The sequence below is a fragment of the Luteimonas suaedae genome (assembly GCF_008312895.1).
Lineage (GTDB): Bacteria > Pseudomonadota > Gammaproteobacteria > Xanthomonadales > Xanthomonadaceae > Luteimonas > Luteimonas suaedae.
Genome location: NZ_VSSP01000009.1, coordinates 173,409 through 198,690, shown reverse-complemented (window position 1 = coordinate 198,690; position 25,282 = coordinate 173,409). Strand labels below are relative to the sequence as shown.

General features: G+C 66.4%; 22 protein-coding genes and 1 pseudogene. 12 read left to right on the top strand and 11 right to left on the bottom strand.

The window, feature by feature from the left end; genetic code table 11:
* Position 1: 1 nt before the first annotated feature.
* From FXO19_RS14160 to FXO19_RS14150, 3 genes are all read right to left on the bottom strand, one after another.
* On the bottom strand, positions 2-496 hold the full coding sequence (locus FXO19_RS14160) for an amidase family protein (RefSeq protein ID WP_149195746.1): 495 nt from the start codon (positions 494-496) through the stop codon (positions 2-4).
* 223 nt (positions 497-719) lie between these two features.
* A complete protein-coding gene (locus FXO19_RS14155) occupies positions 720-1,193 on the bottom strand; it encodes an AtaL-like protein (protein WP_149195745.1) in 474 nt (157 codons plus the stop codon).
* A 33-nt stretch (positions 1,194-1,226) separates the two neighbouring features.
* On the bottom strand, positions 1,227-2,096 hold the full coding sequence (locus FXO19_RS14150; protein ID WP_149195744.1) for an SDR family oxidoreductase: 870 nt from the start codon (positions 2,094-2,096) through the stop codon (positions 1,227-1,229).
* 98 nt (positions 2,097-2,194) lie between these two features.
* On the opposite strand from FXO19_RS14150, the gene FXO19_RS14145 reads away from it, so the two are divergent.
* A complete protein-coding gene (locus FXO19_RS14145; RefSeq protein WP_149195743.1) occupies positions 2,195-3,085 on the top strand; it encodes a LysR family transcriptional regulator in 891 nt (296 codons plus the stop codon).
* A gap of 50 nt (positions 3,086-3,135) precedes the next feature.
* Here the strand turns inward: FXO19_RS14145 and FXO19_RS14140 are convergent, their stop codons facing one another.
* Both FXO19_RS14140 and FXO19_RS14135 read right to left on the bottom strand, forming a co-directional pair.
* Entirely contained in the window at positions 3,136-3,885 is a 750-nt protein-coding gene (locus tag FXO19_RS14140) for an anti-sigma factor family protein (RefSeq protein ID WP_149195742.1), read from the bottom strand.
* The gene (locus FXO19_RS14135; RefSeq protein WP_149195741.1) at positions 3,882-4,394 is read right to left on the bottom strand and encodes an RNA polymerase sigma factor; all 513 of its coding nucleotides are present in this window, start codon (positions 4,392-4,394) and stop codon (positions 3,882-3,884) included. The genes FXO19_RS14140 and FXO19_RS14135 overlap by 4 nt, the downstream gene beginning before the upstream one ends.
* 159 nt (positions 4,395-4,553) lie before the next feature.
* Between FXO19_RS14135 and FXO19_RS14130 the strand changes: the two genes are divergently transcribed.
* The gene (locus FXO19_RS14130; RefSeq protein ID WP_149195740.1) at positions 4,554-5,717 is read left to right on the top strand and encodes a catalase family peroxidase; all 1,164 of its coding nucleotides are present in this window, start codon (positions 4,554-4,556) and stop codon (positions 5,715-5,717) included.
* A complete protein-coding gene (locus FXO19_RS14125) occupies positions 5,714-6,280 on the top strand; it encodes a cytochrome b (RefSeq protein ID WP_149195739.1) in 567 nt (188 codons plus the stop codon). Before FXO19_RS14130 ends, FXO19_RS14125 begins: the two co-directional genes overlap by 4 nt.
* A 32-nt stretch (positions 6,281-6,312) precedes the next feature.
* Here FXO19_RS14125 and FXO19_RS19620 read toward each other — a convergent pair.
* Positions 6,313-6,747: pseudogene (locus tag FXO19_RS19620) on the bottom strand (serine hydrolase domain-containing protein); the annotation flags it as partial.
* A gap of 231 nt (positions 6,748-6,978) precedes the next feature.
* Here FXO19_RS19620 and FXO19_RS14115 point away from each other — a divergent pair.
* On the top strand, positions 6,979-8,577 hold the full coding sequence (locus FXO19_RS14115) for an MFS transporter (protein WP_255516436.1): 1,599 nt from the start codon (positions 6,979-6,981) through the stop codon (positions 8,575-8,577).
* Positions 8,578-8,708: 131 nt separating this feature from the next.
* Here FXO19_RS14115 and FXO19_RS14110 read toward each other — a convergent pair whose 3' ends face one another.
* Together FXO19_RS14110 and FXO19_RS14105 are read right to left on the bottom strand one after the other, a co-directional pair.
* The gene (locus FXO19_RS14110; protein WP_149195736.1) at positions 8,709-9,446 is read right to left on the bottom strand and encodes a LytR/AlgR family response regulator transcription factor; all 738 of its coding nucleotides are present in this window, start codon (positions 9,444-9,446) and stop codon (positions 8,709-8,711) included.
* On the bottom strand, positions 9,443-10,507 hold the full coding sequence (locus FXO19_RS14105) for a sensor histidine kinase (RefSeq protein WP_149195735.1): 1,065 nt from the start codon (positions 10,505-10,507) through the stop codon (positions 9,443-9,445). Before FXO19_RS14105 ends, FXO19_RS14110 begins: the two co-directional genes overlap by 4 nt.
* Before the next feature lie 304 nt (positions 10,508-10,811).
* On the opposite strand from FXO19_RS14105, the gene FXO19_RS14100 reads away from it, so the two are divergent.
* From FXO19_RS14100 to FXO19_RS14090, 3 genes are read left to right on the top strand one after another with little or no spacing between them, the layout of a single operon-like run.
* Complete coding sequence (locus FXO19_RS14100; RefSeq protein WP_187775797.1) at positions 10,812-12,935, top strand: carbohydrate binding family 9 domain-containing protein; 2,124 nt, start codon at positions 10,812-10,814, stop codon at positions 12,933-12,935.
* 4 nt (positions 12,936-12,939) lie between these two features.
* The gene (locus tag FXO19_RS14095; RefSeq protein WP_149195733.1) at positions 12,940-15,036 is read left to right on the top strand and encodes a protein-disulfide reductase DsbD family protein; all 2,097 of its coding nucleotides are present in this window, start codon (positions 12,940-12,942) and stop codon (positions 15,034-15,036) included.
* A gap of 25 nt (positions 15,037-15,061) precedes the next feature.
* Positions 15,062-15,688, top strand: coding sequence for a thioredoxin family protein (locus tag FXO19_RS14090; protein ID WP_255516435.1), 627 nt, complete (start codon positions 15,062-15,064; stop codon positions 15,686-15,688).
* A gap of 209 nt (positions 15,689-15,897) precedes the next feature.
* Here the strand turns inward: FXO19_RS14090 and FXO19_RS14085 are convergent, their stop codons facing one another.
* Entirely contained in the window at positions 15,898-17,283 is a 1,386-nt protein-coding gene (locus FXO19_RS14085) for an ATP-binding protein (protein WP_149195732.1), read from the bottom strand.
* A complete protein-coding gene (locus tag FXO19_RS14080) occupies positions 17,246-18,034 on the bottom strand; it encodes a response regulator transcription factor (RefSeq protein ID WP_223115514.1) in 789 nt (262 codons plus the stop codon). The genes FXO19_RS14085 and FXO19_RS14080 overlap by 38 nt, the downstream gene beginning before the upstream one ends.
* A gap of 398 nt (positions 18,035-18,432) precedes the next feature.
* Here FXO19_RS14080 and lpxE point away from each other — a divergent pair, with 398 nt between their 5' ends.
* The 5 genes from lpxE (at position 18,433) to FXO19_RS14055 (ending at position 24,748) form a co-directional block, all read left to right on the top strand.
* Entirely contained in the window at positions 18,433-19,248 is an 816-nt protein-coding gene (gene lpxE / locus FXO19_RS14075) for a lipid A 1-phosphatase LpxE (RefSeq protein WP_149195731.1), read from the top strand.
* Between the two features lie 83 nt (positions 19,249-19,331).
* On the top strand, positions 19,332-20,930 hold the full coding sequence (gene eptA, locus FXO19_RS14070) for a phosphoethanolamine--lipid A transferase EptA (RefSeq protein ID WP_149195730.1): 1,599 nt from the start codon (positions 19,332-19,334) through the stop codon (positions 20,928-20,930).
* A 325-nt stretch (positions 20,931-21,255) separates the two neighbouring features.
* Positions 21,256-22,092 (top strand): phosphatase PAP2 family protein, encoded by an 837-nt coding sequence (locus tag FXO19_RS14065; protein ID WP_223115513.1) that lies wholly within the window; start codon positions 21,256-21,258, stop codon positions 22,090-22,092.
* 98 nt (positions 22,093-22,190) lie between these two features.
* Positions 22,191-23,309, top strand: a complete 1,119-nt coding sequence (locus FXO19_RS14060; protein WP_223115512.1) for a glycosyltransferase — start codon at positions 22,191-22,193, stop codon at positions 23,307-23,309.
* Positions 23,309-24,748, top strand: a complete 1,440-nt coding sequence (locus tag FXO19_RS14055; protein WP_149195728.1) for an ArnT family glycosyltransferase — start codon at positions 23,309-23,311, stop codon at positions 24,746-24,748. The genes FXO19_RS14060 and FXO19_RS14055 overlap by 1 nt, the downstream gene beginning before the upstream one ends.
* Before the next feature lie 64 nt (positions 24,749-24,812).
* Here FXO19_RS14055 and FXO19_RS14050 read toward each other — a convergent pair whose 3' ends face one another.
* Positions 24,813-25,181, bottom strand: coding sequence for a hypothetical protein (locus FXO19_RS14050; protein WP_149195727.1), 369 nt, complete (start codon positions 25,179-25,181; stop codon positions 24,813-24,815).
* Positions 25,182-25,282 lie beyond the last annotated feature (101 nt).

Here is a 25,282-nt window from a genome sequence, read left to right as displayed (position 1 = left end):
GCTACAGTGAACCCGGACTCCAGATCAGACCGCTACTAAAAGCGGGGGGACGTCGGTTCAGGGCGAGGTTGTCCCGTTGCTCCGGCACGCCCCACGTCGTTGGCAATCCAGAAACGTCGAAGGTTTCTTTGATCGTCATCGGGACGCCGTGCAGCGACCCCAATCGGTATCCCCGAGCAAGAGACTCATCAGACAACTTCGCCGCTTCCAGTGCACGTTCGAAATCCCTCACCACGACGGCATTCAACGCTTTATCGAATCGTTCGATGCGCTCGATGTAGTATTGGGTGAGTTCGAACGAGCTGATTTGTTTTCGCTGAATCAGTTGCGCCAGGTCGGTCGCTGACGAAAAAGCCAGCTCTCCCGATTCGAGGCCATTCTGCGCAGATGTAATGGAAGGGAATGAAACTGCCGTGCCGCCTGACGCCCTGGGGAAGTCACGCCTAGAAATAGGATTCATGATTCCCCTGTCTGTAGGTCGGCGGTCTTCAATCAAGGGTGTTTCTGCCCCTATTGCTTACTTGCTTGTCCTGCAACGCCGAAATTCTAGCGGGAACATAAGTGGCCGCAAAGGGCCGTGGGCGGCCGGACAGTCCAATGCAGTATGCACGTCTTGCGGCGGATCCATGCCTGGCTCCCCAGTGCCCGTCTCCTTGTCGTGGGTGAGCCAATGTAGGCGCCGAGGTGCGAGCTGGGCCCGACCCTGGCGCAGGATCTGATCAGATCCTGCCTTCCGCGAGAAGCTCGCGCGTGCGCTTCAGCGTCGATTGAATCGCGGCCTTGAATCCTTTATCGCTGTCCATCCAGGCCTGGGCCGCCTGCTCCTCCGGGCCGCTGGCCACCTTGCCGCGCAGGCCCAGGTAGCAATAGAAGCGAAGGTGCAGCGCGCCGTCCGCGTCCTCGAAGAGCTCGTTGATGATCGCGCCTTCACGCGGGCTCTGCGCCTGGAAGAAGGTGATCTTCTTACCTGCGTCGAGAGTGATGATCTCGGTCAGGTCATCACCCAGGATGGTCGCCTCGCGCACCAGATGCGAGGTGCTTTCTTCGACGATCTCGCAGCGTGTGCACTCATTGGGTGGGAAGAAGCGCTTGGCGTCACGCGCCTTCTGGACCAGCCCCTCCCACACTTGAGCGCGGGTAAGCGGTGCCTGGCCGGCGACGTTCACCGGCAGGGTGGCGGTTGAGTAGATCATGATGGACTCCTTGTGGGTGAGGTTGCGTTCGAGTCAGGCGGCCGCTGCGGTTGCAGCGGCGAAGTCGCGATAGGAGCGCAAGGGACGGCCCAGCAACTGGCGCAGTCGCTCGACGTCGCCCGCCTCGGGCACCATGCCGTCGGTAAGGAAGCGTTCGGCCATCTGGCGCATGTCGTAGGCCATCCACGCCGGCATGAACTGGCGCAGGTTCTGCTCGAACGCAGCCGTGTCGTCGCCGCCGTAGGCAATCGTGCGGCCGAGTGCGTCCGACCAGATGCCTGCCACGTCGGCGCCGGTCAGCGTGTCCGGACCGACCAGGTTGATGCGGCTCAGCGCGGCGCCATCCGGTGCCTGATCGCGGGAAAGCAGCTCGATAGCGGCGATCTCGCCGATGTCGCGCGCATCGATCATGGCAAGTCCCTTGCTTCCGATCGGCATGGGATACACGCCGTAGCCCAGCACCACATCCTTGATCGTCAGGTCGTTGTCCATGAAGTAGGCCGGGCGCAGGATGGTGGCGCTGAAGCCCATCTGTTCGATCATCCGCTCCACCCCGAACTTGCCGGCGAAGTGCGGCACGTTCACATAGCGATCGCTGTGGATGACCGAGAGGTAGACGACGCGTTCAACACCGGCCTCGCGGGCCACGTTGAGCGTGATGAGCGCCTGGGTGAACTCGTCTGGCACTACGGCGTTGAGCAGGAAGAGGGTGGAGACGCCCTGGAAGGCGCTGCGCAAGGCATCCACATCGAGCAGGTCACCTTGTACGACCTCCACCCCATCGGGCAGCTTGGCGGCGGCTGGATCACGGACGAGGGCGCGCACCTTGGCGCCACGCTGGATGAGTTGCTGGACGACGTGCCGGCCGACATTTCCGGTGGCGCCGGTTACGAGGATGGTCATGGGACTGCTCCGGGTTGGTTGGGAGGCCCCATGGTTGTTGGTCCACGAACGGTCCGATAGCCCATATACTTGGACCACCTGTCTCACTGGTGGAACACATGGACCTCCTGGCTCTGGCCGACTTCAACCTGGTGGCACGTCATGGGGGCTTCGGCCGGGCGGCGAGGGCGGCGGAAAGACCCAAGGCCACGCTGTCGCGGCGGGTTGCGGACCTGGAGGCGGGTCTGGGGGTGCGCCTGTTCGAGCGCGGCTCCCACGCCCTCAAGCTGACCCAGGAGGGGCGCGCCCTGTTCGAGCGCACCGAGTCGCTGCTAACCGAACTGGGCGAAGCGACCGCTGCGATCGCCTCGGGAGGCCAGACGCCGCGTGGCAGGCTGCGCATCAGCGCCCCACTGCTGTTCTCCCAGATCGCGCTGGGCAAACTGTCCGCCGAATTCGCGCTGCGTTATCCGGAGGTGCGCCTGGAGATCACGACAGAGGATCGGGCGGTCGACATGGTGGAAGAGGGCTACGACCTGGTGATCCGGGTCAATCCCGATCCCAACGAACACTTGATCGGGCGCATCCTGCTTCACGACCGCCTGGTGGCGGTGGCCAGCCCTGCGTTGCAACAGCCGGTGGAAGATGCACCGGTCCGCGCGGTAGTGCGAGCGTCGAGCAACCAGTCGACCTGGGCGTTGGCGGCCCAGGAAGGAGACGTGCAGGTCCCGATCGACCCGATCCTGCGCCTGGCATCGCTGATCATGATTCGCGATGCGGTGCGCACCGGGATCGGCGCGGCCGTGCTTCCGCTCTCGCTTGTGGCGGGCGACCTGCGCTCAGGCGTGCTTGTGCACTGGGGCGATGTGAAGGGGCGCCCGATCGAAATCTGGGCCCTCTATCCCTCGCGGCGCCTGCTGAGTACCCGGGTCTCGGCTTTCCTGGAGTTCTTGAAGGACGCCTTTCCGCTCGGCGTGCCCGAAGAACTCTCCGCCTACATCGAAGACTAGTGGGCCGGCGCATTCCAGATGCTCAACGGTAACGCTCCTCTAATCGGCGCCTAGCCATCACCTCGCACCAATGGCGCGACCGCCTCCGCGCGCTCGTCGAAATGCGAGCTGACCACCGCGATCGCGGTGTCGCCCTGCGACCAGTACCGCGCCACCAGAGCGCCATCGCGACGCTGGCCCTCGCGCATTCGCTGCGGGCGGGGGCGGATATAGACGCCCAGGGTGGCGCCCTGCCAGTCCTCGTAGACCAGCATCGCGGCGGCGCCTTCCGGCGTCGACAGCATGCGCGCGCCTTGCAGGGTGTAGCCCTGCGAGCTGAGGTCGGGCACGCGGCCGGCGGCCGCGAAATTCTGGGCCAGCCAGTCCTGCAGGCCGTTCATCCGGTCGCCCTCGAAATCCATCGACACCTGCTGATCGGCGAGCAGGCGATAGGCGGTCACCGCATCGGCCATTGGCAACGCGTTGTCGCTGCCACCGCGCATGCCATGCAGCAGCCAGCCACTGGCGCCACCCAGGCCCAGCGCCATCACCAGCGCGGCCGCGCGGCCCATACCGGTCCAGCGTTCGACTCGCAGGCGGCGCCGTATCCGCGCCGGGTCCAGCCGCGGCTCGGCCGGCAGCGTGGCCGTACCACCCCACGTCGAGCGCAGGGCGTCGGCGTCGCGACGCCAACCGCGAACCCGTTCAGCGGCGTCAGGGTTGGCGGCCAGCCAAGCGTCCACCGCGGCACGCCGTTCATCGGGCAACTGGCCGTCGACGTACGCATGCAGCTCGTCGGGGTGCGGGGCCGGGTCGTTCATTTGAGTATCCGCAATGCGGGGGTGGGCGCGCATCCTTCGGCAATTCGGCGCAGTTTCTCGCGGGCGCGCGACAGCCGCGACATTACGGTGCCGATCGGTACCCCGAGCGCATCCGCGGTTTCGCGATAGCTGAAGCCCTCGACGCTGACCAGCAGCAGGATCGCGCGCTGCTCGGTCGACAGTCCCGCGAACGCGGCCAGCGCGGCCCGACCCTCGTTGACCCGTTCGGCCGACGGCGCGAGGGGCTCCTCGGTCACGCCGACCACGTCGAGTACGCGCCGCCAGCGTTTGGCGCGCCGCTGCTCGTCGACGAACTGGCGGTACAGGATCGAGAACAGCCACGACTGCAGCGCACTCTCCCTATTGCGTGACGACCATGCCCGCAACGCGCGCTCCAGCGTTGCCTGGACCAAGTCATCCGCGTTCGCGGCATCGCGACTGAGCGCGCGCGCGAACTGCCGCAGCCGCGGGATCAGCTCGTGCAGGCGGTCTTCGTCGAGTTCGTCCATGGCGTCATCCATGGGGCGGGGCCGGGGCGGTGAGAGGCGGAGACATGCAGGTGTGACGCGTGGGCGCGTGTTTTATTCCCGTGCGGCGAGTTTGTGGTTGCCGGGAATATATCGCCGGCCCGGTCGTCATACCGTTGTTCCCGCCGAAACGAGCATGCAATGAACGAGTCCAAGCCGTCCAACCCTTCATTCCCGTCGAGTCCGTCTCCACCGGCGCCACCACCACCGTTCGACGCCCCTGACGCGCGCGCAGCGCAGCAGAGCCGAGGACGACTGCTGGCGCTCGCCGGGATCGGCGCCATCGCGCTGGGATCCGCTAGTGCGTTCGCATGGGCCGCCGGCTGGCTCGGCGGCGACCGCCTGACCGCGCAGCGCCTGGTCGGCGCGATGGAAGCCAACGGCCCCGCGCATCCGGGCTTCCGGCGCAACCATGCCAAGGGCGTCTGCGTCGCCGGCATGTTCCGCGGCACCGAGCAGGGGCAGGCATTGTCCACGGTAGCTGCGTTTTCGGGTGAGCCGGTGCCGGTGCTGGGACGGTTCTCGATCGGCGGCCCCAACCCGCAAGGCGCCGACAACAACGCGCGCGTGCGCAGCATGGCGTTGCAGCTCGGCGGCCCCGACGCAGCGCAGTGGCGTATGGCATTGAACAGCTTCCCGTTTTTCGCCGTGGCGACCCCGCAGGCCTTCCACGAGCAGACCTTGGCCGAGCGTCCCGACCCCGCGACCGGCAAGCCCGACCCCGCCGCGATGGCAGCGTTCCTCGCGGCTCACCCGCAGGCGCGCGAGTTCCAGCAATGGGCCAAGACCGCACCTTGGTCCGACAGTTGGGCCAACACGCAATACAACAGCGTCAACGCGTTCCGCTTCATCGATGCCGACGGCACCGAGCGGTTCGTACGTTGGTCGATGCGGCCGCACGCTGCCTTCCACGCGCTGGACGCCGCCGAGCGCGAACGCGCCGATGTCGACTTCCTCGCCGCCGACCTGCGAGCGCGACTGGCGCGAGGCTCTGTGCGCTGGGACATGGTAGTGACCCTGGCTGCGGCCGGGGACCCGGTCAATGATCCTTCCCGCCTTTGGTCCGGTCCGCGCGAACAGGTCGTCGCCGGCACCCTGACGCTGTTGCACTTCGAACCGCAGGCCACCGGCGAGTGCCGCGACGTCAACTTCGACCCGCTGATCCTGCCGTCGGGCGTCGCCGCGTCCGACGACCCGATCCTCGCGGCGCGCTCTGCCGCTTACTCGCAATCGTTCAATCGCCGCCAGCGCGAGATCGCGCTCGGGCACGGTGATGCGGCCACCGGCCCGGAGCAAGCACGATGAGCGCACCCACTCACCCTACCCCGCACTCGTTCAACTCCACCGCACGCTGGCTGCACTGGCTGATGGCGGCAATGATCCTGTCGATGCTGTTCATCGGCGTCGGTATGGTCACGTCGGTCTCGGCGCGCCCGTGGCTGATCGACCTGCACCGCCCGCTCGGCATCGCGATCCTGCTGCTGGCCGTGCTCAGGCTGCGCAACCGTATGCGCCACCGGCCGCCCGCCTTGCCGTCGACGTTGCCGCACTGGCAGAAGAGCGCAGCACGCGCCTCGCATTGGCTGCTCTACGCCTTGATGCTGGCGATGCCGCTGATCGGCTGGGCGATGCTGTCGGCGGGCGGCTACCCCGTGCAGATGAGCGCCTCGTTCGCGCTGCCGCCGATCGCACCGCAAGACGCGATCCTCTACTCCGTCATGCGTACTGCTCACGGCTGGCTAGCCTATCTGCTGTTCGCCATTGTGCTGCTGCATCTGTCGGCGGCACTGGTGCATGCGTGGGTGTATCGCGATGGCGTATTCCGGGCGATGACGGGCGGAATCGAGCGCCGCGTGAACGAACCTTGAGTCGCTACTTGGCGCCTGATCGGCTCTTCGAACGTCCCCGGAATCTTGGTGTATTCCTTGATGCCGGACGTGTGGTTGAGCAGTTGCTCGATCGTGATGCGGGCACCGCCCGGGTAGGTCGGCAGGTACTTTGAAAGCGGATCGTCCAGCGAGACCTTGCCGTCATCGACCAGCGTCAGGAGTCCGGCCGCGGCGAACTGTTTTGTGATCGATGCTATGCGGAACCGGTCTGCAGGATCGAGCGGCTTGCCAGCTGCAACATCGGCCTGGCCGCGCGCGCCCCGATACAACACCTCGTCCCCGCGCATGACGAGCACCGTCACGCCCGGCGCATCCGCGCGGTACGTGTCCGCCAGCAGCGTTTCCGCATAGCGCGTGAACTCGGCAGACGTGGGCGGCGTTGCGGCGGTGGCCGCCTGCAATGCCAGCAATCCCGTGAGAGCGAGTACGGAGCCGATACCTGGCATGTGCAGAGATCCTTTCCGAGGGTGCCGGCCAGGCATCGTATCCGTAGCGTAGCGGCAAACGCCGGGATCGGCGCGGCCGTACTTCCGCTCTCGCTCGTCCGATAACCATGTCCGCCTCGAGGCTGGCGTTCCGGTTCTCCTGTGTTCGATCACACCTGTTGAGGCATCTGTCGCAGTACTGCCCCAAGGCAGGACGACGGCGCTACCATGCGCGCACCTTCGGGAGGCATCGTGAGTCGAGCAGGCTTTTCATTCCACCATCCCATCGCGTTCTGGATGGGCTGCGCCCTGATCACTGCGGGCGTGCTCTCGCACGGCCCGATGTTCCTGATGGGCCAGCACACGCACTGGCAGATGGTCGGCATGCCGATGACGACCGAGATGTGGATTGGCATGGCGTTCATTCCGGTCGGTCTGGCGCTGTCGGCCTACGGCATGCTGCCGCGCACGCCCGCAGGCCTGCAGCCCGGCATGGGCGCGCCGCTGAACTTCCACGTGGCCGATGGCGTGCCGCTCAACCGCGCGCACTGGACGCTGGCGACGGTGCTGGTGGTGACGCTCGCCATCGACGTCATGAAGCCGGCCACGCTCGGCTTCGTGATGCCCGGCATGCGCGCCGAGTACGGCCTGGATACCTCGGGCGCCAGCGTGTTGGCGCTGTTCGCGCTGACGGGCACGGTGGTCGGTTCGGTGGTGTGGGGGCGCGTGGCCGACCGCTTCGGCCGCCGCTCGGCCATCCTGCTGTCGGCGCTGATGTTCATCGGCACCGCCATCTGCGGCGCGATGCCGTCGTTCGGCTGGAACCTCGCAATGTGCTTCCTGATGGGCGCATCGGCAGGCGGGCTGCTGCCGATCGCCTTCACCCTGATGGCCGAAACCGTGCCGGCGCTGCATCGCGGTTGGCTGCTGGTCGCACTGGGCGGCCTGGGGACGTCCGGTGGCTACCTGCTCGCCGCGGGCGCGGCGGCCGTGCTGGAACCGATGTTCAGCTGGCGCGTGCTGTGGCTGCTGGGCCTGCCGACCGGCGCGTTGATCATCGTACTCAACCGTTTCATTCCCGAGTCGCCGCGCTTCCTGTCGAGCATGGGCCTGCATGCACAGGCCCGGGCACTGCTCGCGCGTTTCTCCGGGCCGGGCGGGTGCATCGAGCGCGACGACGTCCTGCATCCCGCGCCGCCGGTGATCGATGAAGGGCATCCAGTCGCGGGGATCCGGGATCTCATGCGCGGCCGGCATGCACCGGTCTCACAGAGCCTGCTGGTCGCGGGCACCGCGTGGGGACTGGTGAACTTCGGCTTCGTGCTGTGGCTGCCGACCAACCTCACCGAGCTGGGCGTCGATGCGGCCGCGGCCAGCGCCCTGCTCGCGCGGTCGGCGCTGTACGCATTGCCCGGCATCGCGCTCGTCATCTGGCTCTACTACCGCTGGAGTAGCTTCAAATCGCTGGTGCTGTTCCTGGGGCTGACAGTTGCCGCGCTGCTGGTGTTCGCTGCGCTCGATGTCCTGGGCATCCGCTCGGCGTCCCTGACCACGACAGCCATCGCCAGCTTGCTGATCAGCGTGAGCGGCGTGATCGCGATGCTCATTCCCTATGCTGCAGAAATCTATCCATTGCGTCTGCGCGGCACCGGTTCGGGGGTCATCGCCGCGAGCTCGAAGTTCGGGGGCATCCTCGGCGCGGGCCTGGGCGTCATCGGGTTCTTCGATCACTTCGCGCTCTCTGCGGCGCTGCTCGCCATCCCCATGGCGGCATCTGCGGTCATGCTCGGACGCAGCGGCGTGGAAACACGAGGGCAAGGGCTCGAGGAGATTCAGGTGCGCTTTTCTTGAGTCCGAATGCGAATCGGCGCCCGAGAGGCCTTCGCTGCACAGATCTGTTCTGTCGCAGGCTCGCACGGTTCAAGCTGTTTTTCCGTGCCGCTGCGGTCCAAGCGACGGCGACAACAGCACGCAACGACAGTTCACGAGGCGCGCAGCCGGAACGCCTGCCGCACCCGCTCGCGATAGGCCGGCCCGCTGCCCAGGCGCGCACCCGACGCCAGCCGGAAGACGTATTGCCCCGACCCCAGCGTCTCGATCTCCGTCACCGCCGCGATGCGCACGATCCGCGAACGGTGGATGCGCGCGAAGTGGCGCGGGTCGAGCTGCGACTCCATCGCGGCCATGGTTTCTCTCAGGATCAGGCGTTCCGCGCCGACGTGCAGCTCGACGTAGTTCAACTGCGCGACGATGCAGTCGATCGATTGCACCGGCACCATGCGCAAGCGGTGGGCCACGGGCACGGGCAGGCGCTCGGGGAAGTGGTCGGTTGCGCCGGAGGCGACGCGCTGCCGCGCGGCGCGGGCACGATCCAGCGAGACCCGCAGCCGCTCGCGCGAGTAGGGCTTGAGCAGGTAGTCGACCGCGCCGTGTTCGAACGCGTCCACGGCGTGCTCGCCGAACGCGGTGACGAACACCACGTGCGGGCGCCAGACCGCGGAGGCGCGATGCAGCGTGCCGAAGCCGTCCATGCCGGGCATCTGGATATCGAGGAACACCACGTCCGGCTTCATGCTGGCCAATGCGGCCGACGCTTCCTCGCCGTCGCTGCATTCGCCCACGATATGCACGCCGTGCTCGGCACCCAGCATTCGCCGCAGCCGTGTGCGCGCCATCGGCTCGTCGTCCACGATCAGCACCCGCAGCGGCACGTCGTTCATGCAGCCGTGCCCAGTGTCAGCGGCAGCGACACCCGCACCCGCGTGCCCCCGCGCGGCAGGGTCGTCATCTCCAGGGACTGGGCTGCGCCGTACAGGCATTCCAGGCGGTCGCGCGTGTTGGCCAGGCCCATCCCGAAGCCGGGCTTGGCCGATGTGCCGGCCCCGTCGTCGAGCACTTCCAACAGCAGCCGGTCGCCCTCGCGCCAAGCCCGTACCTCGACGTGCGTCGGTGATACCCGTTGCGCCACCGCGTGCGCCACCGCGTTCTCCACCAGCGGCTGCAGCATCAGTCGCGGTACCTGTGCGAAAAGCACGTCCTCGCCGACGTCGCATGTGAAGCGGAGCCGGTGGCCCAGGCGCACCTGCTCGATGCCGATGTAGCACTCGAGCGCACCGAGCTCGTCGTGAAGGGAGGTGTGTTGCTGGCGACTGGATTCGAGACTGTGGCGTAGCAGTCCGCCCAGCTGCACCAGCATGGTGTCGGCCGCGTCCGCATCGTGATGGACCATTTCGGCGATGGAATTGAGCGAGTTGAAAAGGAAGTGCGGGTTGAGCTGTGCGGAAAGCGTGTCCAGCCGCGCCTGCGTCAATCGTTCCTGCAACACCTGGGCCTGGCGTTCGCGGGTGCGCGAGCGCTGGGCGTAGACCAGCGCGTGACCAATGCCGACGATGACGCAGCCGACGAGGAAGTTCCTGAGCATGCTGCTGACCATCAGCGTGCCCCCGCGCGGTGGCGTGTTGTACCAGTCGACCCAGGGTTCCAGCACCAGCACGGCGGTGTTACGGAACACCACCACGGCCAGGATCGCGAGCAGCAGCGTCCCCAACGGCGCCAGCCAACGCTCGCGTTCCAATGGACTGCGTGCGGTCCACCACAGCAGCCACAGCGTGGAGACCACCCAGATCGCGGCGCTCATCAGTTCGGCGGGCAGGATCTCCTGCAGGCTGATTGGTTGGCCGCGAGCGGCGCGAAAAGCGAGCAGATGGCTGGTCACGATGACGGCGTTCAGCCCCCACCATCCGACCACGCCAATCACGATGAGCCAAGGGACCTTGCGCATAGCGAGGGAGGCTAGTCCGCGGCCGCGGTCCCCGCAACCGCCGGCGGCGTCTTCGTCCCCGGTTCCCCCCGATTCGTCCCAGCGTTGATCGATTCGCGGTCCTTGGCGCTAGGTTGCACGCGGACCCGACGGCAGCGATGCCCACCCGGACCTCGCACCGCGAAGCGCCACGTTGCGCCCATGTCGGAGCGAACACCCCGGACCCCGAGGATCTATGTACAAGTCTTTGCTGCTCGTAATGGCGATGGCACCGGCCGCGCTCACAGCGTCGGAGCCGGTGGCCGCGCAGTCAGCCGACGCGCCCTTGTCGATCACGCACGTGGATGCCGACATCACGGTGGACGGTCACCTCGATGAAGCCGTCTGGCAGCAGGCCACCAAGGTCGAGCTGGCGTACGAGACCCAGCCTGGCGACAACACCGATGCCGCGGTCGCGACCACGGCCTACATCGCCCGCACCGACGACGCGCTGCTGATCGCATTCGGCGCGCGCGATCCGGACCCATCGCGGATCCGCGCCTTCCTGCGCGACCGCGATTCGCTGTACCACGACGACTACGCCGCGATCATGCTCGATACCTTCGACGACCAGCGTCGCGCGTACCAGTTTCTGGTCAATCCGCTTGGCGTGCAGGCCGACCGGATTAAGGAAGAGGCCAGCGGCAAGGAGGACGACGCCTGGGACGGGCTGTGGACGAGCGCGGGACGAATCACCGATGACGGGTACCGGATCGAGATGCGCATCCCGTTCGCGACGCTGCGGTTTCGTCCGGACGATGGCGCACGCCGCTGGGGCGTGCGGTTCCTGCGCTCGCGGCCGCGCGAGAATCCCTACCTGTACGCGAACCAGCGCATCGAGCGCGGCGCGCGCTGCGACCTGTGCTCGATGCGCACGCTGGACGGCCTCGCTGGCATCCGCCAGGGCCGTGGCCTCGAGATCACGCCGACACTGACCGTCGCCAACGCGCAGTCGCGCGCGAACCGCGGATGGCGAGGCGAGGGCGTACAGATCGAGCCCGGCGTCGACGTGGCATGGTCGCCGAGCCCGAGCCTCACGCTCAACGCAACACTCAACCCCGACTTCTCGCAGGTCGAGTCAGACACCGCGCAGCTCGACCTCAACACCAGCTTCGCGCTGTTCTTCCCCGAGAAGCGGCCGTTCTTCCTCGAGGCCGCAGATACCTTCAGCACGCCGTTGCAGGTGCTGTACACCCGCCAGATCGCCGACCCCGACGCCGGCGTGCGCGTGACCGGTCGCCTGGGGTCGGATGCGTACGGCGCCGTGGTCGCCCGCGATGCGGTGACCCAGTTGCTGATGCCCGGCCCGCTCGGGTCGCGTTTCCTGCTGCTGGATCGGCCTTCCGACGTCGCGTTCGCGCGCTACCGGCACGACTTCGACGGGCAGACCAGCCTCGGCGCCGTGACGACCTTCCGCAACGGGGACGACTACCGCAATGCCCTGGCCGGTGTCGATGGCCGCTGGCAGCGCGGCAGCCATACGTTGACCGGCCAATGGCTGCGCAGCGATTCGCGCTATCCCGATGAACTCGCTCTCAACGACGCGACCCCCGCCGGCGATGCGCTCGATGCGCGCTACAACTTCAGCAGCCGCAACTGGGTCGTCGACCTGCAGCACACCCGCATCGATCCGGGCTTCCGCGCCGATCTCGGTTTCATCCCTCGGGTCGGCTTCGACCAGAGCTTCGGCCGTGGCGTCCGCACCTGGTACGGCGCCCCGGGCGCGGCGGTCACGCGCGTCTGGGCCGGCAGCCTGGTGGATCTGGTCCACCGCAACGACGGCCAGCTGCTCAGCCGCGATGTCCGCGGCTGGATCGGCGCGAGCGGCCCGCTCCAAAGCACCGCGCGGCTCCTCGGCGGCACGCGTCAGCGCTTCTGGAACGGGCGGATGTTCGACGAGTCGTTCCGCCAGCTCTATCTCGAGGCCACCCCTTGGGCGGGCGTGCGGACCGAACTGGTCGCCCAGACCGGCCGCCAACTGGACCTGCTCGCGTCGCAACTGGGCGACTTCACCAAGGTCGACGGCGCGCTCTGGCTCGACATCGGACGCGGCCTCAGCGTCATCCTCGACGGTAGCGTACAGACGCTCGAGCGAGACGGCGGCACCGCGTTCCGCGCGAGCGTCCTGGATGCGCGCGCGAGCTGGCAGTTCGATCCGCGCCAGCGGCTGCGCCTGTCGCTGCAGGGCAGCGCGATCGAGCGCGACCCGGCGCTGTATTCGACGCCGGTCAAACGTCGCAGCCGCGACGTCGCAGCCCAGCTGCTGTATTCGTACAAGCTCAACCCCCGCACCGCGGGCTATCTGGGCTATTCGCACGGCGGCTATGCCGATGGCGACCAGGTGCGGCTCGCAGACCGCGATCGCAGCTTGTTCCTGAAGCTCAGCTACGCCTGGCAGCCGGGAGCCTGACGACATGATCCGAGCGCATGCCCTGCTGATCCTGCTCATCGCGCTGCTGGCACCCGCGGCCGCCAGCGCGGCCTCGCCGGCGGTGCGGACCGACCACCTGCAGTCGCGACTGGTCGCCGAAACGACCGCGGCGGTGCCCGGCGCGCGGCTGACCCTCGGCCTGCTGCTCGAGCACGATCCGCACTGGCACACGTACTGGCGCAACCCGGGCGATTCGGGGCTGCCGACCGAGCTCGCACTCACGCTGCCGGACGGCGTGACGGTCGAGCCGATCGAGTGGCCGCATCCGCAGCGCTTCGAGCTCGCGGATATCGTCAACTTCGGCTACGGCGAGCGCCGGCTGCTGCCGGTGACGATCGTGATTCCGGCCGACTACGCCACGGATTCGCTGCCGGTGCGCGCGTCGGCGAGCTGGCTGATCTGCGAGGTCGAATGCATCCCCGGCAAGGCCGAGTACGCGTTCGAGCTGCCGGTGGCCCCAACGACCGACGCCGATGCGCGCTGGGTCGACGATTTCGCCGCCGCGCGCGCCGACCTGCCGATCGTAGCGGCGGCGACGCTCGCGATCGCCGAGGACGCCGACGCCATCGCCCTGACCGTGAGCGGTCTCGACGCCGCCGTGGCGCCAGCGCAGTGGCAGTGGTTCCCGGAAACTCCGGAGGTCGTCGCCAACGGCGCGCAGCCGCAGTGGCAACGCACGGCCGATGGCTGGCAGGCGCGTTGGTCCAAGAGCGAGTACTTCACTGCGCTGCCGACGGATGTCGCCCTGGTCGCGATCGATGGCGACGGCACCGCGTGGCGTTTCGTCGCCGCCGACGCGGGGACGGCGGGCACCGGTGCGTCGTCCGCCGCTGCGGCGCCGCTGCCGGGCAGCGCGGCCACCCCGCTCGGTCTGCTGGCGGCTCTCGTGCTCGCCTTCTTCGGCGGCCTGGTCCTCAACCTGATGCCGTGCGTGTTCCCGGTGCTGTCGATCAAGGCGATGAGCGCGCTCCGCTCGGCCGACGATCGCGCCGAACTGCGCCGGCACGGCGGCTGGTACACGCTCGGCGTGGTCGCGACGTTCCTGCTGCTCGCCAGCGTGCTGCTGACGCTGCGTGCCGGCGGCGAACAGCTCGGCTGGGGGTTCCAGCTGCAGGAGCCGCGCTTCGTCGCCGGCGTCACATTGCTGCTGTTCGCGATGGCGCTGTCGTTCTCCGGCGTCTGGGAGTTCGGCGGCCGGATCGCCGGCACCGGCCAGCGGCTGACGGAAGGCAACGGTGCGCGCGCGGCATTCTTCACCGGCGCGCTCGCGGTCGTCGTCGCCAGCCCATGCACCGCGCCGTTCATGGGCACCGCGCTCGGCTGGGCACTGGCGCAGCCGGCCTACGCTGCGCTGGCGGTGTTCGCCTCGCTCGGCCTCGGCCTGGCCACGCCGATGCTGCTGCTCGGGTTCGTCCCGGCGCTGGCCCGCGCCCTGCCGCGGCCCGGCCCGTGGCTGGAAGGCTTTCGCCAGCTGCTCGCGTTCCCGCTGTACCTCACCGTGGTCTGGCTGCTGTGGGTGTACGGCGAGCAGACCTCGCCGCTCGGCATGGCCTGGCTGCTCGCCGCCCTGATCGCGCTGGCGTTCGCGCTGTGGCTGCTCGGGCGCCGGCCTGCGATGCGCTCGCCACGATTCCGCGCGACTGCCGCCATCGTGTCCGCGGCGGCGCTGGTGGTTGCGCTCGGCCTGCCGCTGTCGGCACCGGCGCCGGCAGCCGCCGGTGCGCGATTGACGAGCGACGCCGGCATCGAGCCTTGGAGCGAACAGCGCCTGGCCGAACTACGCGCGGCCAACCGCCCGGTGCTAGTCAACATGACCGCCGCATGGTGCATCACCTGCCTCGCCAACGAACGCGTCGCATTGTCCACCGACACCGTGCGCGAAGCCCTCGCCGCGCACGACGTCGCCTACCTCAAGGGCGACTGGACGCGCAACGACGAGGCGATTACGCGCTACCTCCAGCGCTACGGCCGCAACGGTGTGCCCTTGTACGTGCTCTACCCCGCCGGCGGCGGCGCACCCCGCGTGCTGCCGCAGCTGCTGACCGCGGATGGCGTCGCCGACGCGATCCGTTCGATGTGACCTTCCCGACCCAGGAGACCGACCGATGAAAGCCCCACTGCTCACCACTGCACTGATGTTCGCCGCCGCTGCACTGACGGCCTGCGCTGCCTCCGACGCCGCCGCCGCCGCGGCGGTCGGCCAGCCCGCCCCGGCCTTCACCCTGGTCGATTCGGCCGGACAGACGCGCAGCCTGGCCGACTTCGCCGGCAAGACCGTGGTGCTCGAGTGGACCAATCACGAGTGTCCGTTCGTCAAGAAGCACTATGGATCGGAGAACATGCAGACCCAGCAGCGCGACGCGACCGCCGACGATGTCGTCTGGCTGAGCGTCAACTCGTCGGCCCCGGGCCAGCAGGGACACGTCGACGGCGCCGCCGCCGAACGGATCCGCGGCCAGGCCCGCGCCGCGCAGACCGCCTACCTGCTCGACCCGGACGGCACCACCGGCCGCGCCTATGGCGCCAAGACCACCCCGCATATGTACGTCATCGATCCCGACGGCGTGCTGCGCTACGCCGGAGGCATCGACAGCATTCCGAGCCCCGACCCGGCCGACATCGCCAAGGCGACGCAGTACGTGCCGCAGGCGCTGGCGGAGCTGGCGGCCGGGCAGCCGGTCAGCACCCCGGTGACGCGCCCGTACGGGTGTTCAGTGAAATACGCGAACTGATCTGGGCGCTCGATGCTCCGGGGCGCTGGAGCGTCCCGGGGCGGAGTCGCCCCCGCTCAGTGCAGGGCGTGCGACGCCTGCTGCAATCCCGCTTGCGCCGTTCCGCCCGCTCCGCCGGCCAAAACATCTCGTCCAGCACCAGCTGGGCCTGCTCCGCCAGCAACTCCAGGCAGACCGCCATGTCCCGTGGTGCGGTGGTTCTTCGGTTGCTATTCCGCTAGACCTGAAGGCCCCATGCTCACGGACAACCGGAGCAGCAATCCCGGGTCCGCCCTGTGCGCGGACAGCACCCATCCATGCGCCAGCGCGATTTCCCGGCAGATGGCCAGGCCGAGGCCAGCACCTTGGTCGCGCCGATGGGCGCCACGCCAGAAGCGGGAGAACATTTGCGACAGATGTTGCGGATCCACGCCGGGGCCAGAATCGCGCACCGTCACCGTTTCAGCGTCCACCTCCACCTGCACCTCGGTGCCGCGCGGCGCATGCTCGATGGCGTTTTCCAGCAGGTTCTTCAGCAGGGTGAACAGCGCACCGCGATCGGCTTGCCATCGCGCAACGGACGCGCCGGAAAGGGTCACATGCACGTGCGCCGCCTCGGCCATGCGCTGCAGGTAGGCAACGACGTCCTGCGCAACCTCCTGCACATCGGTGGTGGCGAATCCGTAGTTCTGCACCTCGCTGGCTTCCGCCAGCAGCAAAAGTTGCTGCACCTGGCGCGTCATGTGCTCGACGTCGCCGAGCAGCGCGTCGCGGTCCTCGCCCTCTTCTCTCAACTCCACCTGCGCGCGGATCAATGCCAGCGGCGTCTTCAACTCGTGCGCAGCCGTCGCAAGGAACTCCTGCTGCACGCGGTATCCGTGTTCCAGTCTGTCGAGCGCGCGGTTGAAGCTGTGCACCAGGGGCGCGATCTCGGACGGCACCGCCTCGGTGCGCAATCGCGCGTGGAGTGCGCGCGGTGAGATCGAGGTTGCGGACTCCGACAGCTTGCGCAAGGGCTTGAGCGTGTATCCGAGCGTGACATAGGCGCAGATGCCGAAGACGACGAGCAGCAGCACGCTGAATATGACGACGGCTGCACCCATGAATGGCAGGGTGAATTCCTCGTAGATGAAGCCCAGTATCCTCGTGCTGACGGCGAACTGCAGGTACCAGGTCCTTCCGCCATGCTCGAAGGGCTCGATGACGCTGTGCACCCGGACGCCCCCGCGTTCGAAGTTGAAGCTTCCAGGCACGAGTTGCCGCGATTCGGCGGGAGACCAGAATCCTTCTCCGGCAGCTGAAACGAGCACCGGACGCCCGGATTCGTCCAGCACGCGGTAGGCAACTTCCTCCTTGAGACTCTCGTAGATCCACCTGTCGTCTTCCTCGCTGGCCGCGAAGCCGACTGGGACACCCTTGCCGTCGAACCGGACCGCCCCGACCAGCTGCCGCGTGTACTCGGCCATGTCTGCCTTCAGCAACAGGTCGCTGCGGTAAGTCGTCAGCACGAGGGTCACCAGGATCATGAGCAAAACGCTCAGGATCACCCCGACCACGTACGCGAGCAGGACCCGCAGGCTAAGGCTGTTCGGCACTGTCGGCTTCACGAACGGCATAGCCGAGACCTCTGACATTGATGATCCGTTGGCGCGAACCGATGGCGCGCAGCTTGCGGCGGATGCGATGCAGGGCGACATCCAGCGCGCCCGGGGTGACGGCCTCGCCCAGTCCCCAACCGGCCGACTCCAGCGCGCCGCGGCGTACGACTTCCTCGTGCTTGCGCAGCAGCAACAGCATGATCTGCATTTCCGCCGGGGGCAGCCTCGCGCTCCTTTCGCCGCAACACATGATGCCGTCGCCGGGCCGCAGCGTCAGATCGCCCTGGCTGGGGTCGAGCTGGCGAACCTCCACCGGGCGACGCAGCAATGCCCGCACGCGCGCCACCATCTCGTCCATGGCGAATGGTTTTGGCAGGTAGTCGTCGGCGCCGGCATCCAGGCCCTCCACACGGTCGCGCAACGCGTCCCGCGCCGTCAGCACCAGGCAGGGCATGCCCATTCCGGCGCCGCGCATGCGCCGCAGCAGGACGAGCCCATCGCCATCCGGCAACCCGCGATCGATCACCAGCGCCTGGTAAGGCATGCGCCGGATGATGGTCCATGCCGCCTCGACGCGATCGACGACATCGACGGCGATTCCGGCTGCCGCGAGTCCCTTGCAGACCAGTCGCGCAAGCCGCTCGTGATCCTCGATCAGGAGAATGCGGCTCATCGCGGCGTTTCGTTCTGGGGTGCCAGATGGGGGTAACGCGCTCGCACTGAAAGCCTTACTCCTGCATGCGTTCAACGCGCCGCGCACGAGCGGCATTATCGAGCGTTTTCCTTACTGGACACTTACCTGGCCGAACCCATGCCTGTTCGGCGGGGGTTCCCTGTCCGGTAAGTCTCCGGAAGGACGCGTCGCCTCACAGTCGCGCTTCGTTATAGCACGAGGCATCGCATGCATCCGCACGCCGGAACCGTTCCGATCCGGCACGCCCCGGGGCACTCGCCCGCGTCGTGCATGAATAGCATTTCGACCAGCGTTGCGTTCTGCGACGAGACATCAGTGCTCCCGCACTGCCTGGAGCTTCACCGGGCGCCTGATCGGACCGGCGATCTCCGCATCCCCGCCGGTGGCGGCGACTGCCGCACGTCGGGCCGGAAGGCAGTGGACGCGGTGCGGCCATTGCCGGGGCTGGTGCCTGGGTCGGCAGGGAGACCCGGGTGATCGAGTACGACAGCGCCCCTCGCGCGGGCGGCCGCCCGAAGCGGAGCACCTCGAGCCCGTTGCTGGTTGCGCCAACACGATTATCTGCGTGGATCGTGTCGCGGGGCCGGCAAGTACGACATCGACTGGCGAAGGCACGTTTTCCGCGCGGAAGGCTTCACAGCGCGATGGGCGCATTCGGCATGCGCCGCGACGTCTTAGAACGCGCCTTGAATCTGTCCCCCGCCAGAGAACCGACAACGCTGAAGGCGCTGGCGAAGAAGGCCTACGTGCAAGTACGACGGCCGCGACTACTGTTGGCGGTATGTCTCGCCGGCATTGCTTCGTCTGTTGTTTATCCGTCCGATTTATCGAGCTACCGCGATACGCCGCGCAGCGAACACGCACTGGTCACTGGTACAGAGCGGTACGGACGGCATATCAATACGATCGCAGTGGTGGCATTGCCCATAGTCAAACGCGACCCGATAGGGGTGATGCAAATCGTCTATATCGGCGTTACCGGCACCATCATGACCCATGGCTTGAAGCGCGCACTGGATCCAGTCGTCATCCTGGGAGTGCGCTTGGGTGAACGTCCTTATGGCGGACGGCACAACATGCCTTCCGGACACGCCTCACTGGCGTCTTCGGCGGTGTACTTCGTGGGGCGTCGCTACGGATGGTGGCACCTGTTCTATTTGGTGCCGGTGCTGTTGCTGACAATGCTTGCGCGCGTAGCGCTCGATGCGCATACCGGATCCGCGGTGATTGCAGGCGCATTGATCGGCATCTTCTGCGCTGCCTTGTTTACAGGAAAGTACAGGTCGTAGGTTGGCGGGGATTCGCGCCAACCCGGCGGCCGCCAGTCATCCCCCACGATCCATCACCAGGAGATCCGCGTGAGACGATCAGCATGCACGCCCTAGCGCGCAGATTGTTGTCTGGCGCTTTCGTTCCCAGGGTGCGCTGGCGTTTCCGAACATCGATGTTCATTCTGGTCTGGGCGCTGTTCAATGGGGCGGCGTATCACGCGCCACTCTATCTTTTCGGCATCGATCATCTGGATGTCGCATCCTTGCGTGCGGGCATGACGTTGCTCACGTTGCCCGTCCTGGTCGTGGCAATGACCGCAGTATTCATTGGCCTGATCGCCTTGATCTCGCAGCGACTGGTCAAGCCATCATGCATGGCGATGGCGGTCGTCAACGCCATCGCACTCTATTTCCTGGTCACGTATGGCGTCGTGCTGGACGACACCATGATGGGCAACGTCTTCAACACCGACACGTCGGAAGCGGCCGGCCTGTTCCATCCCTGGATGCTCGTGTACGTCTTGTTCCTGGGCATCGTGCCTTGCTGGGTTCTCCTGCAAGTCGAGGTGACGCACACGCCCTTCCGCCAGCGCCTGGCAATGCCCGTCGCGGTCGGCCTCTTCACGCTTTGCTGGGCGTATGGCGCATCCCAGAGCTGGTTATGGATCGATCAGTACGCCAAGCGGATTGGCGGCATGGTCTTGCCCTGGTCGTACGTGGTCAATGGTGTGCGCTACTGGGCAGGCAACGTGGCTCCGCACGAACGCAGGCTGTTGCCGCCCGCCCATTTCGTGTCGAACGAACGGAAGGTCGTCTTCCTGATCATCGGGGAGTCCGCCCGCGCGCAGAATTTCTCCCTGTATGGGTACGGAAGGCGGACCAACCCGGCAATCGCCAAGGCTGGCGCCACGGTCTTCAAGAAGGCCCGGTCGTGCGCCACGTACACGACTGCCTCCCTCGAATGCATCCTGGCCCATCAGGACCCCGGGGCGCGGGCGCGGTGGGAGCCATTGACCAGCTATCTCCAGCGCCATGGCGTCGAAGTCACCTGGCGAACGAACAACGCCGGCGAGCCCGCAATGGGCGTACGGCACTTCGAACGTCTTGGCGATCTGAAGGCAGGCTGCACAGGAGAGGCGTGCGACTACGACGAAGGTTTGTTGCGCGGCATCGAAGCGCGTATTGCTGCATCGAGCCAGCAGCGCATCCTGGTGGTGTTCCACCTCGAGGGGAGTCACGGGCCGGCATACAACACGCGCTACCCGTCGCGCTTCAACGTGTTTACACCGGTGTGCGCATCGGTCCAGTTGCACCAGTGCTCGAGCGACGAACTGGTCAATGCCTACGACAACACCATCGTCTACACGGATTTCGTCGTGGGGCAGGCCATCGACATGCTGAAGGGGTTACAGGGTTATTCGACCTCGCTGATCTACGTTTCCGATCATGGCGAATCGCTGGGGGAGTACAACCTGTATCTGCACGGGACGCCCTGGTCGATTGCACCTGCCGTTCAGAAGGAAATCCCGTTGATCGTATGGGATTCCAGCGCAGCCCATTCAAACGCGAGCACGACAATGACAGTCGAAGGCACGTTTTCCCACGCGAACGTGTTTCACAGCGTCATGGGTGCGTTCGGAATGCGTAGCGACGTCTTCGACCCCGCATTGAACCTCTTCTCGCCAGAGAGGCACCAGTGACATCAGAGGCGCTGGCAAAGATGGCCTGCGTGAATGTGGCTCGTCAGGTCGTTCTGTGCCCTGGCGAATGCTGGAGGTAACGCGCTCGCACTGAAAGCCTTACTGGACACTTACCCGGCCGCACCGATTCCTCGTCGGCGGGAACTTCCTGTGCAGTAAGTATCCGGAAAGACGCATCGCCTGACAGTTGCGCTTCGTCATAGCGCGAGGCATCGCATGCGTCCGCACGCCGGAACCGTTCCGATCTGGCACCCGCCGGCCACATGCCCGCGCCGCGAATGAGCGAAGTTTCGCTCATCGTGGCCGGGCCGGCATGGAGGCCCAGGTGATCGAGTACGGCCGCGACCTGCGTGCGGGCGGCCACTGGAAATGGAGCACCTCCGGCCCGCTGCGACTGGCGATCGAACGCGTCGCTTCCCTCTCGATCAAGCCTTTGCGCTGGGCCGCCGTGATCGGCGTTGCGTTGGCTGCCGGCGGCGCACTGTTCGGACTATGGATCGCGACCAACGCTCTGCTTGTGGGCGAAGCGGTGCAGGGGGATTCGTCGCCGGTTGCGGTCGGCAGCTTCTTCGGCGGGGTGTTACGGCTGGATGAGCAGCTGTTCGTGCTTCTGAACTCGCTGGGTTCGGGACGTTGGGACGGCTTCTGGCTGTTTGTCACCAGCAGGCTTTCAACGATCCCTGTTTTCGCGGCGCTGATGTATCTGGTGCATCGCCATTTTGGACTGAAGAGCATGCTGGTGGTTCTGGGGCTGATCGCAGTGATGATCACCGCAACCGACCAGTTGGCCAATCTCTTCAAGGACGGTTTCGAGCGCCCCAGGCCATGCCGGGAAGAGCATCTGCAGGAGCTCATCCGCTATCTCGCGCCGCGTTGCGGACGCTATGGCTATTTCTCGGCGCATGCTGCGAATTCGATGGCATTCGCGGTTTTCCTGGGCCTGCTGTTCCGAAGAATCCACAGGCACCTGCTGCTTCTGTTGCTGCTCTGGGCGTCGATCGTGGGCTATAGCCGCATCTACGTGGGGGTGCACTATCCGGCGGACACCCTGACCGGGATGGTGATCGGGGCGCTGGTCGGCTTCCTCATCTACAAGCTCTCACGACGGCTTGGACCCATCAGGAAGCGTTTGGTCACTCGGCCAGGCGTACCGCTTCTCTAATGGACACGGCTCCCTCCCGAAGCCAAGGCGCCGTCGTGCATGGGCCCTTCGAGGCGCCAAGCCGCCCCGGGGCCAACGGCCGAATGCAGGGCCAGCGCATGTACGACCTGAGCGTCGTCATCCCCACATTCAACGAAAAGGACAATGTCCGGCCGCTGTTCGATCTGTTGCGCGCCGCGCTCCAGGGGCGGTCCTGGGAGGCGGTCTATGTGGATGACGACAGCCCCGATGGCACGGCTGAGGCAGTGCGTTCCCTGGCTCTGGAGTTCGACAATGTCCGCGTCATCCAACGGGTCGGGCGCCGCGGCCTCTCCGGGGCCTGTATCGAGGGCGTTCTGTCCTCCACGGCCACGTTTTGCGCCGTCATCGATGCGGATTTGCAGCACGACGAAACCCGGCTCGCACCCATGCTCGATGCGTTGCAAGGCGATGACGCATTGGACATCGTGATCGGCAGTCGCAACATCGAGGGCGGGTCGAGCGGGCAGGGCCTGTCCCGTATCCGACGATGGGGCAGCGATCGTGCGACAGCCCTGACGCAGCGTCTGCTGAACATCACGGCCTCCGATCCGGTCAGCGGGTTCTTCATGGTGCGCCGCCTGTCCTTCAACGAGGTGGTCACGTCCCTTCAAGGCGAAGGGTTCAAGATTCTCGCCGACATGCTGGCCGCGTCTGCAGGGCGATGGAAGACGCATGAGATCCCCTACACGTTTCGGTCGCGTCACGCCGGAGAATCCAAGATGGATTCCGCCGTCGCGCTCGAGTTCGTGTCGCTGCTGGTGGTCCGGAAGACCGGCGGACTGGTGTCGACGCGGTTCGTACTGTTTTGTGCCGTCGGTTTTACGGGCATCTTCGTGCAGCTTCTTGCCGTCAAGATCGCGCTGGCCTCTCTGACGGATCAATTTGCGCTCGCGCAGGCCTTCGGGGTGTTCGCAGCCATCAACTCGAATTTCCTGTTGAACAACCTGATCACCTATCGGGACCGCGCTCTGCGCGGGCGCGCGATCTGGCGCGGGTTGCTGAGCTTCTACGCGGTCTGCGCGCTCGGTGCGGTCATGAACGTGGGCGTGGCCAACGTGTTCTTCGCGGCGATGCCGTTCTGGGCCCCGGCAAGCATCGTCGGCGCGATTGCTGGCGCAGTTTGGAACTTCGTTGCTTCTTCACTGTTTACTTGGCGCACTCGTCCCCGAACGCAAGGGGCAAAGGCAACTCTCTGATGCGGCTTTCCGTTTTCACCGTATCGCTCGCGTTTCTGGCCGTTCACCTCGCCATCGCTGCATGGGTACCCCTCTTCGACGATGAGGCCTACTACGCGCTGTGGGCCCGCGATCTGGCGCTTGGTTATTACGATCACCCGCCCATGATCGCCTACATGATCCGCATGGGTACGGACCTTTTTGGCGAATCCGCGCTCGGCATCCGCCTGTTCCCGGTGATCGGTTTCGTCGCCTCGGGATACCTGGTGGGCGAGATGGCGCGGCGCATGTCCGGTGGCGCCGTGGGTCTGGCAGTGCTGGCGACGACGCTCTACAACCTTGGCCTGCTCGTCTTCGCGCTGGGCAGTTTCGCCACCCCCGACGCGCCCTCGACCCTGTTCTGGGTCGCCGCACTCTGGGCCGCGATCCGCGCGACCAACACGCCCCCGGACACACGTTCCGCGACGCTATGGTGGGTCTGCACGGGTCTACTGATCGGGTTCGGCGGCCTGTCGAAGTTCACCAATGCCTTCCTGGCCTTCGGATTGCTGGCCTACCTGATCGCCACGCCAAAGGGCCGCGCGTACCTGCCCACGCGTCTGCCCTGGATGGCCGTGGCCGCGGCGATGCTGCCGCTTCTGCCCTATCTTGTCTGGAACCTGCAACACGATTGGCTCGGCCTGGAACGCCAAGGCGCGCGCCTGGTCGCCTCCGGCTTCTCGATCCGATATCTCGGCGAATACGCCGCGCTCCTGCTCCTGGCGCCGACACCATTGGTCGCGTGGTTCGCCTTCCGCGCGCTCAAGGCCCCGCCCGAAGGCAGCGCGCTGCTGGTCTGGAGCGCTGTTCCGCTCCTGCTCTACTTCGCCTATCACGCGACGCATGCGCCAGTGCAAGCCAACTGGATCGTGCCGCTGCAGGCGCTCTTCGCCATTCTTGCGGCCTTTGGCCTTGCTCGAGCGCAGTCGCCGCGGCTGTGGACCAAGGCCACCCTCGCCGTCGCATTGTCGATGAGCGTCGGTTTGGTCGCGACCGCCCTCAACCCGGTCGCCCCGATCGGCACGGCCGACAATCCACCAAACCAGACGCGCGGATGGTCAGCGACCCAAGATGCCATCACTGAACTGCTCGAGGAAAAGGGCGCAACATGGATCGCCACGACCGACTACGCTCGAACCGGATCGCTCGCGCTTCGTTTTCCGCAAGTGCGCGTCTGGTCCGTGGCTCAACTGCAGCGCTACGGCTTCCGTGTCGCCTTCCCTACCGAGTTGTGCACCGCCCCAGGCCTCTTGATCGAGCGGGCAAGACGGTCGGAAACGACCTCCGAGACAGCCCCAAGCCTCTTTGAAACGGTCGAAGCCACTCATGAAGCCATTCGAACGCAAGCCGGAGTCACGCTGATGCGATATCACCTGACACCGGTATCCGGGGTTAAATCGCCGGATCTGTGCCCGAACTGACGTACATTCGCCGCAATATCCGGACCCTCGCCGCCGTAGGGTGCTGTTCCGATGCGATGCCATGTCAGGTGCGCGCGTTCAAGAGGATGCAAGTGATCCCGGAGTCTGTCAGCCACCGGCAGACATCGGTCCCATTGGGTCCGATCGTGGTGTTCGGTCCAATCGCCAGTGCCTTGTAGCCGCCTCCCGCGAAAGCGAGGACAGCAGACCGTGTCGAACTGACCTGCGGAGAATAGAGCAGGAATGTCGGACGGGTGAGCGCCCATTCTTCCTCGGCAAGTTCTCTGATTCCGTCCTGCAGGACTCGAGAGTCCTCGGGCCATAACGGCACTTCTTGTGAATAGTCCGCCGCAATCGAAGCGCCCGCACAGGAAAGAGCCAACAGACAGATGGCCGCCAGGGCGGAGAGACGGACGGTTTGCATCTGCGTCATTTTCTGTGTCGCGCCGGCCCGTGGATCGAGGATTGCCCACGAGCTTGGGCTGCCCCTGTTTGGCAGGCAACCAACCGCGCAGCTCGAATGTCCGCCATGGG